The sequence below is a fragment of the Parasulfitobacter algicola genome (genome assembly GCF_013315265.1).
Lineage (GTDB): Bacteria > Pseudomonadota > Alphaproteobacteria > Rhodobacterales > Rhodobacteraceae > Parasulfitobacter > Parasulfitobacter algicola.
In genome coordinates this window covers 391671-407551 of the sequence record NZ_JABUFE010000003.1, presented here as the reverse complement: position 1 = coordinate 407551, position 15881 = coordinate 391671, and the positions used below count along the sequence as shown (strand labels likewise).

Annotated in this window: 13 protein-coding genes; 7 read left to right on the top strand and 6 right to left on the bottom strand. The window is 52.3% G+C overall.

The genetic code is table 11. The features are described from left to right. Positions 1-78: 78 nt before the first annotated feature. On the top strand, positions 79-711 hold the full coding sequence (locus tag HRQ87_RS08095) for a CAP domain-containing protein (RefSeq protein ID WP_174137088.1): 633 nt from the start codon (positions 79-81) through the stop codon (positions 709-711). A 6-nt stretch (positions 712-717) separates the two neighbouring features. Here the strand turns inward: HRQ87_RS08095 and HRQ87_RS08090 are convergent, their stop codons facing one another. Further along, positions 718-1407 (bottom strand): SIMPL domain-containing protein, encoded by a 690-nt coding sequence (locus tag HRQ87_RS08090; protein ID WP_174137087.1) that lies wholly within the window; start codon positions 1405-1407, stop codon positions 718-720. Between the two features lie 162 nt (positions 1408-1569). Here HRQ87_RS08090 and HRQ87_RS08085 point away from each other — a divergent pair, with 162 nt between their 5' ends. Further along, positions 1570-3675: a hypothetical protein gene (locus HRQ87_RS08085; protein ID WP_174137084.1), complete on the top strand. Its 2106-nt coding sequence runs from the start codon at positions 1570-1572 to the stop codon at positions 3673-3675. Positions 3676-3681: 6 nt separating this feature from the next. On the opposite strand, the gene hppD is transcribed toward HRQ87_RS08085, so the two are convergent. Beyond that, entirely contained in the window at positions 3682-4782 is a 1101-nt protein-coding gene (gene hppD / locus HRQ87_RS08080) for a 4-hydroxyphenylpyruvate dioxygenase (protein WP_174137082.1), read from the bottom strand. 134 nt (positions 4783-4916) lie between these two features. Here hppD and HRQ87_RS08075 point away from each other — a divergent pair, with 134 nt between their 5' ends. Both HRQ87_RS08075 and HRQ87_RS08070 read left to right on the top strand, forming a co-directional pair. Then, positions 4917-5375: an Lrp/AsnC family transcriptional regulator gene (locus tag HRQ87_RS08075; RefSeq protein WP_174137080.1), complete on the top strand. Its 459-nt coding sequence runs from the start codon at positions 4917-4919 to the stop codon at positions 5373-5375. Positions 5376-5384: 9 nt separating this feature from the next. Then, on the top strand, positions 5385-7259 hold the full coding sequence (locus HRQ87_RS08070; RefSeq protein ID WP_174137078.1) for a monovalent cation:proton antiporter-2 (CPA2) family protein: 1875 nt from the start codon (positions 5385-5387) through the stop codon (positions 7257-7259). Here the strand turns inward: HRQ87_RS08070 and HRQ87_RS08065 are convergent, their stop codons facing one another. After that, entirely contained in the window at positions 7260-8705 is a 1446-nt protein-coding gene (locus tag HRQ87_RS08065) for a TrkH family potassium uptake protein (RefSeq protein WP_174137076.1), read from the bottom strand. Between the two features lie 285 nt (positions 8706-8990). Then, positions 8991-9599: a hypothetical protein gene (locus HRQ87_RS08060; protein ID WP_174137074.1), complete on the bottom strand. Its 609-nt coding sequence runs from the start codon at positions 9597-9599 to the stop codon at positions 8991-8993. 291 nt (positions 9600-9890) lie between these two features. Here HRQ87_RS08060 and HRQ87_RS20570 point away from each other — a divergent pair, with 291 nt between their 5' ends. Both HRQ87_RS20570 and HRQ87_RS08050 read left to right on the top strand, forming a co-directional pair. Further along, positions 9891-10052, top strand: a complete 162-nt coding sequence (locus HRQ87_RS20570; RefSeq protein ID WP_343035193.1) for an RHS repeat-associated core domain-containing protein — start codon at positions 9891-9893, stop codon at positions 10050-10052. Between the two features lie 364 nt (positions 10053-10416). After that, complete coding sequence (locus HRQ87_RS08050; protein ID WP_174137072.1) at positions 10417-10677, top strand: hypothetical protein; 261 nt, start codon at positions 10417-10419, stop codon at positions 10675-10677. A gap of 277 nt (positions 10678-10954) precedes the next feature. On the opposite strand, the gene HRQ87_RS08045 is transcribed toward HRQ87_RS08050, so the two are convergent. Both HRQ87_RS08045 and HRQ87_RS08040 read right to left on the bottom strand, forming a co-directional pair. After that, positions 10955-14131, bottom strand: coding sequence for an efflux RND transporter permease subunit (locus HRQ87_RS08045; protein ID WP_174137069.1), 3177 nt, complete (start codon positions 14129-14131; stop codon positions 10955-10957). 12 nt (positions 14132-14143) lie between these two features. Next, a complete protein-coding gene (locus tag HRQ87_RS08040) occupies positions 14144-15271 on the bottom strand; it encodes an efflux RND transporter periplasmic adaptor subunit (protein ID WP_174137067.1) in 1128 nt (375 codons plus the stop codon). A gap of 165 nt (positions 15272-15436) precedes the next feature. Here HRQ87_RS08040 and HRQ87_RS08035 point away from each other — a divergent pair, with 165 nt between their 5' ends. Further along, the gene (locus HRQ87_RS08035) at positions 15437-15880 is read left to right on the top strand and encodes a tellurite resistance TerB family protein (protein WP_174137214.1); all 444 of its coding nucleotides are present in this window, start codon (positions 15437-15439) and stop codon (positions 15878-15880) included. The last annotated feature ends 1 nt before the right edge of the window (position 15881 follow it).

The window sequence follows — 15881 nt, the reverse complement described above, 5'->3', positions numbered from 1 at the left end:
CTTGATAAAGACCGCAGGATTTTTGATGTTTTCTTAGGAAAACCAAGTATACTGCCTGTCTAAGTTTTGGAGAATGCGATGCTGCGCGGGTTGTTTATTGTAGTGATTTTAAGTTTTGCGACTTTGGGTGCCAGCATGGCAGAGGCGTGCCAAAGGCCGAATATGCCACGCGGCGCAGATAAGGTTGTACCAACATCGCGGATCAATCAATCATTGTTCAACAAGGCCGTGTTGGCCGAGGTCAATTACTATCGCTGCCGCAATGGACGCAAGTCACTGCGTGGAAGTCAGGCGCTGGTGAAATCTGCCAATGGGCACAGCGCGTGGATGGCCAAAAATCAAAAGCTGAGCCATACATCATCGCAACGCGGACAGCGCGACATTGGTCAGCGCATTCGCCGCACATACGGGAAATTTTCCCGTGCATCCGAAAACATCGCAAGCGTTCAGCGGTTTCTGATTGATAACGGGCAGGTTTATTACCCGAAAAATGTTCAAAACTGTCATTTTGAGACTTCAAACAGACAGCGCATTCCCCCGCATACCTATGCGTCTTTGGCAAAACGGATTGTCAAATTATGGGTCGACTCGCCATCGCATCGTCGCAATATCATGGACAGCAATGTCCAATATGTGGGCACTGCCATCCAGTTCGATGCGAAGTACCGCAATTGCGGGGCATATTTTGCCACGCAAAACTTTGCGGGTTAATCTGGTTTATTCAGCAATGCCGTAAGTGACGCTGATCGACGCACTAAATTGCATTTCGCCCGATGCAACAGGCACATTATCACTGACCATCGATTGCATTTCCATGCGTGCAAAAGGGGATGGCGCGTTTTGGGTCATTTCAGAAATCGACAGAACGGACCCAACTTGAACCTGTGCCGCCAAGGCATAAAGGTCTGCTTTGGAACGCGCGTTTGCGATTGCTTCGCGCCGTGCTTGGTCCAGAACCGTTGAGGTATCCTGCAGACCGAATGTCAGCCCATAGAACTGATTGGCGCCACCATCGGTTACCAATCCAATGATGTTTCCAAGGCTGTCCATGTCGCGAACATGAACGCGCAGCGTGTTCGACGCGCGAAACCCTGTAATACGTGGGGCTTCATTCTGTTCAAGACTGTTTCTGGAATAAACTGGGGACAGACTAAGATCTGATGTCTGAATATCGCGCGGTTCAACACCGGCAGCGGCCAGTTTTTCCAGCATCTCTGTCATCACCGCTGAACTGTCGTTCAATGCTTGTGTGGCATCCTGTGCCTCCTTGACAACCCCTAGCTGTATTGTCGCCATATCAGGTTGTGCAGACACTTCTGCAGTGCCGGTCACAGTAATGTGTCGGTCTATCTCTGCGATCGATGGCGCAGCAAGACAGGCAATAAAAATAGCATATAAAACACGCATTTCAGTGATCTCCGTTCATTTTTCACTATTCTTATGACGCATCTTGCCGCCTATTCCTTGGCAAATACTTTCACATGGCGAAAACCTGCTGTAATAAATTATTAATCAATGATTGGTTGATAAAAAAGAACCCCTTTCCTGCATCGACAGGTGATGTGATTTATGAAACCTAATTTTGCTCTTTCCCTTACTGTGGGCAAAATAAAATTACTGTCTCGTACGCCTGATGGGTGGGACGATTTGGGTGATGTTGACGTTGAAGACATCGATCTAAGCGAAAAACTGGCAGAGTTGCACAGCCTTGCTGTTTCGTTGGATCGCGGTCCGGTCACGACAAAACTTATATTGCCAGAAGATCAGATAAAATATCTAGAATTTGATATTTCAGAAGCAGATCAGTCAGGTATCGAACAATCCGCTATTGAAAAACTGCAAGGTGCAACACCCTATAAGACGGATGAGCTGGCCTTTGATTTCGTCGTTCAAGATCATATTGTTCAAGTGGCAGCTGTTGCACGCCAAACTCTGCAAGAGGCCGAAGGCTTTGCCGTGGCACACGGGTTCAATCCCGTCAGTTTTGTATCAGATCCTGATCAAAAGACTTATACTGGCGAGCCGTTTTTCGGCCCCACACAGTTTTCACACGATATTCTGGAAGATGGCGATCATGTTGAGCCTGACCAGATAATTCCGGCTGAAGCGATCATCCCATCTGATAATATCATTGAAGAGACATTAGATGATCAGGATCAGAAAAATCTGTTTTCCGATCTGGATGGCCCCTTGACCGATGACGACGAAGATATCGGCCCATCGATATTGGCTGATGACGACGAAACGCCGGCTGTCATTGCGCAAGATACGACAGAGGTATCAGACCACGAAGCTGCCCCCGTTGTTGTGGAAAATGAACCGGACACGGACATCGCGCAGAACAACGCGCCCACATTACCACCTGCCCCGCCACCCATTATCGCTGAACCGCTTGCGGATACCGCGCCCACGGTTGGCGAAACACCACCGGCAGATAAAACTGTTTTTGGCGCCCCATTAAACACCCGCAAAGCGCCGCAACCGAACAAACAGTCTGTTTACATCGCTGCCAGCCTAGTTGGGGTTTTATGTCTTTCGGCCATTCTTGCTGTGGTATTCGCCAACGAAGATAGGCGTACGGCGTTTGCCAGTTTATGGACAACCAACGATACTGAAAACGCACAACCCACAGCTTCGCAGGATAATACCGCATCGCCAGCGGTGGGAATTCCTGTCGCGATCCCTGCGCAACAAATTGAACGTGATCCAGTTCGGGCATTTACACAAACGCCGGATCGTTTTGTTGAACCCACCCCCAATGATCTGAATGACGTCTATATCGCGTCGATTGATCCGAAAGTGACGATATCAGATGCGGTTGCCTTGGCCGCCTTGCGACCGATCTATCCCGAAAATATCATCCAACAAGACACATCGCCCACAACAACAGATTTAGTCGAACCGACACCTGAAGGTGCCCAGACACCAGAAGGCGTAACAGTTTACGCAGGTTCCCCTCCTATTATTCCGCCGGTTCGCGACGATCAGACAGTAAATCAAGAAGGCGAAGAAACCGCAGCCCTTGACGATACCGTTGATCCATTGGCGCAATTCCGCCCCAGATTGCGCCCTGAAAATCTGACCGATCAGTCGGAACGATCCGGAAACGGCGGGCGTACTTTAGCCGAACTTGCAACGCTTCGCCCGCAGGCACGCCCCGAAACACTAACGATACCTACGCCTGAGGCACCGCAATCTTTGGGATCGACCGTTGTTTTGGATAATCTTGCCGCCGATACTAACAATGCTGTCGCCGAAGCATTGTCAGGTTCAGCACAGGCCGTAAACAGATCACCGAAACCGCGTGCGCGACCGAGTGGCTTTGGTCGCATTGTCGAAAACGCAAGGCCACAGCCCCAAAACACCCAGCCTGATGTTCAAGTCACAGCAGCAGCACCGCCACCCGTCGTTGCACAGCCTTCAGGCCCGGTTGGGGCAACGGTCGCGCGGAACGCAACATTGACCGATGCGATCAATCTGCGAAAAATCAATCTGATCGGCGTGTTTGGCAAGCCATCATCACGCGAAGCATTGGTTCGGCTGCGTAACGGACGGTATGTGAATGTATCGGTAGGCGACACGCTGGATGGCGGTCAGGTCACCGCAATCGGCAATGGCGAATTGCGGTACGTCAAACGTGGCCGCAACATCGCCCTGCAAATGCCAGGAAACTAGACCCGATTATTTTGCAGCAGTTCCCAAAACACCGCGATCAATCTGATCCTGTTCAATAGATTCAAACAGCGCCTTGAAGTTGCCTTCGCCAAAGCCGTCATCCCCTTTTCTTTGAATGAATTCAAAGAAGATCGGCCCGATAACGGTCTTGGAAAATATCTGCAACAAAATACGTGTTTCTCCACCGCCAACAACGCCTTCACCATCGATCAGAATGCCGTGCTTCATCATCAGATCCAATGGTTCTGTATGGCCTTTGACCCGGTCGTGGCTTTGGGCATAGTACGCTTGCGGCGGCTTTGGCATGAACTTCAAACCACGATCTACAATGGCATCTGTCGCTGCATAAATATCTTTGGCCCCAACTGCGATATGCTGAATGCCTTCCCCATTATAGCGGCGCAAATATTCGACGATCTGCCCGTTCTCACTGCGATCTTCGTTGATCGGAATGCGAATGCGGCCACAGGGGGATGTTAGCGCACGCGAATAAAGTGCCGTATATTTGCCTGCGATATCGAAAAAGCGGATTTCGCGAAAATTGAATAAATCCCCATAAAAATTGAACCAGACATCCATATTTCCCTGATGAACATTGTGGGTCAGATGATCCAGGTAATAAAAACCAACACCTTCGGGGTGGGCGTTATCACACCAATCGAATTCGTCATTATAGGGGTTTTTGTCGTAATACTGATCGATGAAATAAAGCAAAGACCCGCCAATACCCACAATCGCAGGCACGTCCATGGTTTTGCCAACCCCTTCATAGGGCGTCGCGCCCTTGGCCACAGCATGATCAAAAGCGTGTTTTGCATCCACAACGCGCCACGCCATTGCCGGCGCGCATGGGCCATGTTCAGCGACAAATTCGCGCGCGTGACTGCCCGGTTCATCGTTTAACACATAAGTGATATCGCCTTGTTGCCACAGTTCAATTGCCTTGGTTTTATGCGTTGCGGTGTGCACATAACCCATTTTCGTAAAAAGCGCGCGCAATTCATCTGGATTGGGATGAGCAAACTCAACAAATTCGAATCCATCAGTTCCTGCTGGATTTTCATCCGTAATCGTTGATTTTGGCGCATCATGCGGGAACGGGCCCATCGCATTCTCCTAAAAAAGCGGCTTTATACAAAAATATGCCATATTAACCGCGATTTTTGCGCGTTTTACCATATGATTGTTAGGAAAAATGCGGCAAGTACGCTTGTGATGATCCAAAATCGGGAATTCGCCGCATGACATTGGATGAAACAGATCAACGCCTGCTTGCAGCGCTGCAAAAGAACGCGCATCTGACTGCGCAAGAGCTGAGCGAAATGCTGAACCTGTCGGCTAGTCAAGTTGGACGGCGCCGACAGCGGTTGGAAAGTTGTGGCATCATCAACCATTATGCAGCACGTCTGGATGCGCGCAAATTGGGCTTAACCGTCCAAGCCTTTATTCAAGTCCAGCTAGAGGCGCACGGCCCCGAAAGCGCCCGCACCTTTGCGCGCATGATCAACACCCGACCCGAAGTCACAGGCGCATGGACCCTGACCGGCGAAGCAGATTACCTGTTGCGTGTCTATGCCGATGATCTTTCGGCGTTAAATACTTTGATACACGACATTATTTTACCAAATCCCGTTGTGGCCCGTGTGCAAAGCCAGATCGTGATGGACCAGCTTAAGGCCGATGCGCCTTTGCCGGTATAAGGGGGACGCATGGAAAGTTTTCTGTTTCAGGCCACGATTTACCTTGGGGCGGCCGTCATTGCAGTGCCCATCGCATCCCGGCTTGGACTGGGATCGGTCCTTGGATATCTTTTGGCTGGCATCATCATCGGCCCGCTGTTTGGTTGGGTCGGGTCGGAAACGCAGGATCTTCAGCATTTTGCGGAATTCGGCGTGGTGATGATGTTGTTTCTGATCGGGCTTGAGTTAGAGCCGAAAGCCCTGTGGAATATGCGCGACAGGCTAATCGGGCTTGGCGGTTTGCAAGTGGGTGTGACCACAGGGGTTGTTATGGGCGCGGCAATGCTGCTTGGCTTGACGTGGACAGTTTCACTGGCCGTTGGCCTGATTTTCGCCCTTAGTTCAACCGCTATCGTACTGCAAACACTATCAGAAAAAGGCCTTATGCAAACCAATGGTGGTCGCAGTACATTTTCGGTTTTGCTGACACAGGATATCGCCGTGATCCCAATGCTGGCCCTGTTGCCCCTGTTGGCAATTGGCACAGGCATGCATATTGCGCCGGATGGATCGCTGCAATCGGGGCACAGTGATGACGGTCATGCGTCGATGTCCTTGGTCGAAGGATTGCCCGGTTGGGGCGTCACCCTTGTGACACTGGCCGCCGTCGGAACGATTATCCTGGCAGGTGTTTATATGACCCGGCCGCTGTTCAAATACATTCACGCCGCCAAACTGCGTGAGATGTATACCGCTTTTGCCTTGTTAATTGTTGTGGGCATCGCTGCATTAATGCTTTTGGTGGGATTGTCGCCCGCACTAGGCACATTCTTGGCCGGCGTAGTCTTGGCAAACTCAGAGTTCCGGCATGAGCTTGAGGCCGATATCGAACCCTTTAAAGGTCTTTTGCTGGGTCTGTTTTTCATCACCGTTGGAGCGGGCATTAACTTTGGCGTTTTATTTGGTGCGCCGGTCACGATTATTGGGCTGACGTTGGCCATGATGCTGTTAAAGGGCGGTATTCTTTTTGCCATCGGGCAGTTGTTTGGGCTGCGCGGGCGGGATCACTGGTTGTTTACACTTGGTTTGGCCCAGGCCGGGGAATTCGGCTTTGTACTGGTGTCCTTTTCACTTCAGCAAAATGTCATTCCACCGGGTTTATCGCAGCAAATCCTTCTGATCATTGCACTTTCCATGCTGATTACCCCGCTTTTGTTCATTCTATATGACTTTTTGAGCAAAAAGATGGAGACGCCAAAAGAACAACAGGCCCCTGATGAAATTGATGAACAGGGTCAGATTATTATCGCCGGCGTGGGGCGTTTTGGTCAGGTCGTAAATCGAATGGTGCAGCTGTCAGGGTTCCAGACAACGGTTCTGGATCACGATCTTTCGACCATTCAATTGATGCGCAAGTTCGGGTTCAAAGGGTTTTTCGGCGATCCAACCCGACCCGAGTTGTTGCATGCCGCTGGATTGAGTACCGCCAAAGTTTTGGTCGTGGCGATGGATGACCCTAAAGCGACGCTGAAAATCGTGCAAAATGCACGTCGCGAACGGCCCGATTTGCATATCGTGGCGCGCGCCTATGACCGCGTGCATGTCTATGAATTATACCGTGCGGGTGCAGATGACATTGTGCGTGAAATGTTTGATTCAAGTCTGCGTACAGCACGGTATGTTCTTGAAAATATGGGGCTTTCCGAATTTGAAGCCTCGGAAGCGGAAAAGACATTCTATAAAATGGATCGCCAGTCACTGCGCGATCTGGCCGAGGTTTGGAAACCAGGTGTCCCGGTTGCAGAAAACGAAGACTATGTCAGCCGCGCACGCGAATTAAACAAAGAACTGGAAACCGCTATTGTTACGCAATTGAACGATGAAAAAGAGGTAAAAGAAGCCTGATCAGCTGCGCCAGAACTGGATAGTCAGGATCGCATAGACCGCCATAAGTTCAAGCCGCCCGATCAACATCGCAACTGATAATATCCACTTTGCTGTATCATTCAGACCGGAATAATTCCCTGCAGGGCCAATCTCTTGGCCCAATCCGGGGCCGATATTGGCCAATGCGGCTGCGGCGCCAGATATCGACGTGATGAAATCCAAACCTGTCATTCCAAGCAATACTGCCGTTACCCCAAGGGTCAGAATGAACAGCATGAAGAAGGCCATTACTGAATTCAAAATGTCTTCACTGACTGTTCTGCCATCATATTGCGGTGTGAAAATACCGTGGGGGGAATGCAATTGACGGATTTGCGCCTTGATGGATGTAAACAGAAGTTGATATCTAAAAATCTTTATAGAACAAGCAGTTGACCCCGCACATCCACCGATAAGACCAATAAAAAAGAACGCCATAATCGGAAATCCGCCCCAGGTCATATAGTCATCGCTGGCGTATCCGGTGCCCGTCATAATCGAAGTGACGTTGAAAATCGCCTTGCGAAAACTCCGTTCTGTCATTCCGGCTTGCTGCCACAGGTACAGTGTAATCAACGCCGCCAGCACAGATACCGTGATCAGAAAAACACGGATTTGACTGTCGTGAAACAGGGCTGTTGGTGAGCCGGAAATCATCTGAACATAGCGTACAAACGGCAGGGCTGCGGCCAACATAAAGACGACGCCGACATATTCTGCGGCTGGTGGAAGCGCCGCAAACGACGCATCATAACTGGAAAAGCCACCCGTTGCGACAGTGGTCATCGCATGCACGACAGCGTCAAACATACGCATCCCACATGCCAGATAAGAAAAGGTGCAAAGTACTGTAATTGTTATGTAAATTACAGAAATTCGCGATGATATTTGGGTCGCCCGAGGCAGAATTTTCCCGAAGGTGTCAAAGCTTTCAGTGCGGAAAATCTGCATACCACCCACGCGCAGTTCGGGCAGGAAAACCATTGCGACAACGATGATACCGATACCGCCCAGCCACTGCATAATCGCGCGCCACAGAATAAGGCCCTGCGGCAGATCTTCGAGGCCGGAAAAGACCGTGGAACCAGTGGTGGTCAGGCCCGACATCGCCTCAAAGAAAGCATCAACAAAACGGGCTTCGGTATCGCCCAGAAGAAATGGTAGCGCTCCAAAAAGCGGCAATGCCAACCAGACGCTTGTGGTTAACAAAAAGGTCTGCTGAATCGTCAGGCCCTCTTTCACACCATTGGAACATGATAAGGCAATCAACCCCCCAGAAACCACTGTAATAATTGCACTTTCCATGAAGGTCGCCCAATGTGGATCGCCAGTAAACAGATCCATTGCCATAGGCGCCAGCATGGTTAACCCAAGCGCCGTGACCAGCAAACCGATAACATATCCGACAGGGCGAAGATCAAACATAAGCGACAAGGTTGGACGGTGGACAAGCAGCTGTCAAGCACAGAGCGTACCTGTGTGACGTGGCGATATTTTAAGCACCACAAAAGGTAAATGCCCAGACCGTTGCGCAGTCGCCATGCACCGTCACGCTGTTTTGTATAATTTGTACACGAGTTTTGTACCGAAAGTTTTGTACAAAACTTTATTTTCAGTCACGCAGAGGGACTAGATTGACCAAATTTAAAATATACTGCCTTCAATGCTTGGCGATACTTATTCGATATTGATCACGCGGAGATCTTTGCTTTATGCAATCTGCACTGTTCTGCTGCGTTCACACAGGGGGGTTTTTTCGATAAAATCCTGCAACGCTGATTTCATCGCATCAAAATTATCGCCATAGAAATAAAGCGCCGTTTCCTTGCTGCCTTCCCAGTATCCGCGGAATTGGCCGATGCCGACCAGAAGCTGATCGCAATCGGTGATCAGTTGGTTCACGTCGGCCTGTTCATAGACCTCATCTGGCAGATCGGTGCCGTTCAAAAACAGCCCCAGACCATCCTGTGTACCGAATGGGATGTTATCCTGGCCGGGAATTTTAAGCAGCGATCCCTTTGGTGCGCCGATTTTTTCCAGTGCCTCAATAATCGTAGTCACTGTCATCTGCGTTGTGTTGACGGCCATAATCTCAAGATCGCAATGGGCAATACCATCGGGCTCGTCGGCCATCTGCGTACCGCCGCCGGTCACTTCGCCGATCTCTTGTTCCTTCAGGATTTTATTAAGCGGCTCTTCAAAGCAATCGTACCGGTCCATCGGCTGAACCCGCGCATTCAGTTGGGCAATGATCATAAAGCGATCGTCAGGGCCATCCTGCGCGTCGGGCGTGTCTTTCTTTTTGAAGAACTTCCACATCTCTATGCCTCACTCCGCTTTAAACTCGTGATCAATTCTAACAGGCCCGCATGGCAGCGTCGCAGACGTGATAGTAGCTATTTTGTTCAAGTTGACAACAAAAGCTGGCGGGTCATTAAAAATACGTGTGATTTCGACACTTAAAAACGGTTCTTTGGCAATGTAGGCATCGAAAGAATAAGGCTTAGAACCGTTGGCGAAGCTGGCAAGGTTTTAGGCACGCGCGGAATACTTGGGTGATGACACCAAAATCTAGCAGGTCACCTAAGCCCTCTTTGGCGGGGTGCATACATCGTCAGTTATCTTCAAGCGCTGCGCTTCCCCGACCAATGGTTCCAGTCCGAGGCAGGCCTCCATCAAAACTGGATGCGGGATTATGATCCGACCACAGGGTGGTATATCCAAGCCGATCCGCTTGGGCTTTTGGATGGGCAAGCGTCTATGGATACGTAAGTCAAAATCCAATGGTTTATGTAGATCCTGACGGCAGGAATAAAATTTTACGAAAGTTTATCAATAGGTTATCGAAGAGTAGTATTGGCAAAAGTATAATAAGGCCCATTGATAAAATAATGAAACGCTTCGGTGACTTTTGCAGGCGCTTCAACTTTGATGGCCCAAACAAAACTCTATGGCAGTATGGGCATGGTAGAGTTTTTCAATTGCGATACAGAGGAAAGGGGCAAAGTAGTAAGCCATTCTTCCGACTTGATTATGAAGAATATAGACCTGGTAAAGGTGCTGAGTTACATTGTCATTGTACGCCGGATATGAAAACTCATATTCCACTTGATCCACGACGCCTGTGGAGAGACTGATGGATACTGAAAACATAAAACGCCTTCGAAATTTAGTCGAGCTTTCACTTTCAAATTGTTCCGAAGTTCATCCAAAAATCGTAGATTTCTATAAAACTGGTCTTTTAGATAATCAAAAGGAATACCCGGTTTTTTTACATAGTATTACACATTTTTGGGCTGATGCCGACATTCGAAAAAGAGACCAAGTCTACGAACAATCCCTCAAGAATGAAATCCTAAAACAATTCGAGGATTGGATTAGTAGAAATACAAAATAACGTCATAAGACATTTAATTCCCTACATATCATACTATTTCACTTAATGATAAAGTTATACGGTAATGTAATGTAAGCTGAATACCTCTACAACACCGCCGGTCAGCAGGTCATTCGCAGGCTGACACAAGAGGGTCGGACGCTGTTCGGTTCATGATCTGGACGGCAACCGGATCGCGGAGTATGAATATGATGTTGTGGCGGAGACAGTGTCGCGACACCGAAAACCGAGCGGCGGCTTAAGCGCAGAAAGCCCGCAAGGGCTTGATAAGCGGCCTCTATTCTGCGGGGGCCGCGGCGGTGTTGGGCATGTCTTCGTCCGGAACAGGCGCAGACAGGCACAGGCGCAAAAGTGGGGGTACGGTCAGCAGGGTCAGGAAGGCCGACATCGACAGGCCGCCCACAACTACAGCACCAAGACCACGATAGAGTTCAGATCCTTCGCCGGGGAAAACCACCAAAGGCAACATGCCCATCACGCTGGTCAGCGTTGACATAAAGATCGGACGGATACGGTTTTGTGTGGCTTCTTCGATGGCGTCAATGGGGCTCATGCCTTCTTCGCGCAGGTGAAACAGCGTCTGGTGCACGATCAGGATCGCGTTATTCACCACGATGCCCACAAGTATGATAAACCCTAGCAGCGTCAGCATATCCAGCGGTTGCGTCTGGAAGGTGTTCAACAACGCCAGCCCCCCGACACCACCCGCTGCCGCAACAGGAACCGAGATGAGAATGACCAGCGGCAGCACGAAGCTTTCAAACAGGATCGCCATGACCAGAAAGACGATGATCAGCGCCACGATCAAGTTAATCTGAATGGCGCCCCATGTCTGGCTTAATTGGTCAGCCGTGCCCGACACAGTGATGCGTACGCCCGGGGGCAAGCCTTGGGCCTCAAGCGCCGCGACGACTTCGGTTTGCAGCAGCTCGACTGCGGATTCCAGCGGCAGGCCATCCGATGGGCGGACCTCAAGCGTGATGGTACGCAATCGGTCGCGATGGCGAATTTCGGTGGGGCCAGCGGTCACGCGGACCTCGGCCAAGGCTGACACAGGCACGATCTGGCCGGACGGGGTGACCACGGGAAAGGACCCGATATCCTGCGTACGCAACTCAGACAACATAGACCTGTCGCCCATCAGCATCAGGTTCAGACGATCGGCCCCTTCGGTAATTTCGGCCACGCGAACGCCATCGTTATAGGCATCGACCGTGACCGACAGCGCCCCTGCGTCCAGACCGGCATCTGCCAGACGCGTGCGGTTGGGGATCAATCGGACCTCGGGCGCGCCAAGCTCAAGACCGGGGATGGGGCGGAACTGGTGGCCCTCGGACCGGGGTAACAGGCCTGAAACCATGCCAGCCGCTTGCCCTGCGACGCCCAGAATTTCATCCAGATCCTGGCCCGAGACATTCAGTTCAATCGTACGCCCGCCGCCAATACCACGTCCGAAAAGCGACGGCTGCGTCATAAAGCCAAAGGTGCCGGGTTCGGCAAAGATCGGTTGCGACAGGATCGGGATCAGTTCAGCGACGCGCGTACCATCGACAGCTGTTGCCCCGACAAAGCTGTTGCCAGGTGTGGCCACAAAGAAAAAGTTGTCGATGGTTGGTGTGCCGTCTTCCAATGCCAGATCGGGCGCGCCTTCCCACAAAGGTTGGGCGGTGCGTTCGATGCGGTTGGCGATGGTTTCGGTAGTGTCCAGATTATAGCCGGGTGGTGGAATGATCAGACCAAAAACCAGATTGCGGTTGCCTTCGGGCAGATATTCCAGCCGCGGCAAAAAGATGAATGTGGCCGCAGCAGCAGCGCCACCAATGATGGCAACCATCAGAATACCCAAAGTGCGGATGCGAACAGTAGCCCGGACATAAGCCATGACAGCAGCTTTGAACCCGTTCGCCAGATGGTCGATCCCGGGTAATTTCATTGTGGTTTGGTTGCCCCTGACCAACAAACGGCTGGCCAATGCTGGGATCACGGTAACGGCCACAACCAGTGACAGCAGAACTGAAACGGAAATTGCAACGGCGATGTCACGGAACAGCTGCCCCGCCTCAAGCTGCATGATCAGGATCGGCACAAAAACAAGCACGGTTGTCAGCGCCGACACAAGGATCGCGCCCCAGACCTGTTTTGCCCCGCGATACGCGGCCTCGCGTCGGGATAAGCCCTGTTCGCGCAGGCGGTAAATATTTTCCAGCACCACGATGGCCGCATCAACGATCATACCCACGGCAAAGGCAATGCCCGCCAGCGAAATCACATTCAGCGTGCGGCCCGTTGCGGCCATAGCAACAAAAGTGGCGACGATTGATACAGGGATCGCCAGTGACACGACAAGCGTGGCGCGCGGGCTGCGTAGGAACAGCATCAGGACCATGGCCGCCAACAGACCGCCGATCCAGATATTTTGCGTCACCAGATCAATCGCACCTTCGATATAGATCGTTTCATCATAAACCTGTTCCAACTGCAGCGCCTGCTCAGCAACGGGGCCTGCATCAAGTTCGGCAATCACACGGCGGACTTCCTCCATCGTTTCGATGACATTAGCGCCTTGTTCGCGCACAATATTAAAGGCCAGCCCCGGTTCGCCCTGAAACCGCAGGCGTGCGCCGGGTTCCGAGAATGAAAACTGCACAGTTGCCACATCCGCCACACTCACGCGACTTATGGCCCCCTGCCCGCCGTTTTGGGCCTGTGATCGCAGCACCACACTTTCGATGGCATCAACAGTGTCCAGACTGCCTTCGGCGCGCACAACATAACGGCGTTTGCCTTCTTCGATATCACCGGCAGACAGAGATATGTTTTCGGCACGCAGGCGGTTCACGACCTCGGGTACGGTCAGGCCGAAACGAGCCAGACGGCGGGGATCAACGACGATCTGCAGTTCGCGGGACACACCCCCAAAGACATTGACTGCAGACACACCTTCGACACGTTCTAGCCGGTCTTTCACAACGTCTTCGATAAAGTCGCCATAGGTGGGCATGGACCGTGTATTGCCCGGGGCTGCAGTGACCAGCACCCAAGCAATCGGGCTGTCATCATCGCCTGATGTATCAAGCGTGGGTTCGCTTGCCTCGTCCGGGTAATCGCCGACGCGGTCCAGACGGTTGGACACTAGCAACAGCGTTTCGGTCATATTGGTGCCAATGGCGAATTCCAGCGTGATCGATGCCTCGCCGGTTTGGGAACTTGAGGTCATGATCTCAAGCCCTTCAAGCCCGCGCAGCGCTTCTTCTTGCGGATTGACGATCTCGCGCTCGACCTCGATCGGGGCAGCGCCCGGCCAGCCGGTGGAGATCACGACAACAGGCTTGCGTACGTCAGGGGTCAGCTGGATCGGGATGCGCGTCAGCGCCAGCGCGCCGAACAGCACAGCCATGACAACAGCGGCAATAACCGCGATAGGGCGTTCGATGGCAAAGCGGATCGGATCCATAAGATAAGCCCCTTAGTTTGCTTGGGTTGTTTGCGGGCTGCCCGCCGCCTGAATAGGTTGGCCCGGGCGCAGACGTTCATTACCGCGCACGACGACCTGTTCGCCTTCGGACAGACCGTCAAGAACTTCGAACCGATCGCCCATCGCAACCCCGATTGAGATCGGGCGCGGTTGTGCGGTGCCATCGGCGTTGACGAAAACGGTCCAACCGCCACGCCCTTGCACAAGCGCATCTTTGGGTACCGACAGCACATCGCGCGGGGCAGCCACTGGCACAGACAGTGTAATCGACTGGCCCACCGCAATCGGGCGCCCGTTTTCGGGAAAGCTGGCCATAAACCGCACAGGTCGCGTGCGGGTGGCTGAAAATTCGGTGGGCAAAACGGCGCGGACAGTCAGGATAACGTCGATGCCATCTTCGGTCTGGCTGGTCACTGTCAGATCAGGGGTCAGCGCCGCGATATATTGGGACGGAACGTTTGCTTCGATTTCAAGCGCGCTGGTGTCCAGAAGACGCGCGACCGAAGATCCAAGCTGGATATATTGGCCTGGGTCAGCTTCGACCGACAGAACAGTGCCGGGGAACGGGGCCACAACACTTGCACGGTCCAGATTATATTGCGCCTGCGCCAACGCGGCCTGGGCATTCAAAAGTCGGGCGTCGGCTTCGGCCAGTTGACCGCGGGATTCGGCTAGATCGCCCTGGGCATCGTCAAAGCGGCCTTCGGAAAAAGCAGAGGTCCCGCGCAGGGCCTCGACCCGGTCAAAACCGCTTGTGGTCCGTTGCAATCGGGCATTTGCCACCTGAATACCGGCCTGCGCTTCGGCCAGGGCCGCGCGTGCCTGATCCCGTTCGATCTGAAGGATATCGTCATCCAGCTGGACCAGCACATCGCCCTGCGCAACCGTATCGCCAGTCAACACGTTGACCTGATCCACCAATCCGCTGACCCGTGCCGCGATGGCACTGTCGCGCGATGCAACGACTTCGCCGAACACAGGTACAGTTTCAGATAATTCGCGAACCTCAATCGTTTCCACGCCCACTGTCGACGGACCACCCTGTGCCAGTGCCACGACGGGAAGAAATGCAATCAGGGCCAGTGACCCGAGTTTGGAAATAGCCTGCCTGTGCTGCATGGTGTCTCGCTTTTTTACATACTGCTGTCATTGAGTTAGATCATTTCGACCCACTGCAAGGGAAAATGTCCCGAATGACATCACATCTAACAGGGTTAACACAGAAGTGCACAGCAATTTAGCGATGGGCTTGGCGCGGACGCAGGATCGGCATATATGCGAATAATGTTTGCAGATTTTCTAAAACGGCTGACCGCCCCCGACCCCGCCCCCTTGCAGGATATTGATGCCCGGCTTGCGCTGACCGCCCTTTTGGTGCGTGTGGCCCGTGCCGATGGGCATTTTGACAACGACGAACGCGCGCGCATCGAACGGATCGTGACCACGCGGTACGGCCTGTCTGGTGATGACACCAAGACCCTTTGTGATCAGGCCGAAGTTCTGGAAAGCGAAGCACCGGATACCGTCCGCTTTACCCGCGCGATCAAGGATTCCGTGCCTTATGATGACCGCGAAAAGGTTATTGAGGCATTGTGGGATGTTGTTCTGGCCGATGGCACCCGCGATGATCTGGAAGATGCGTTGCTGCGGATGGTGTCAAATTTGCTGGGCGTCAATGATCGCGATTCGGCGCTGGCACGCCAACGTGTTGAAGCCCGTCAGAAATGAT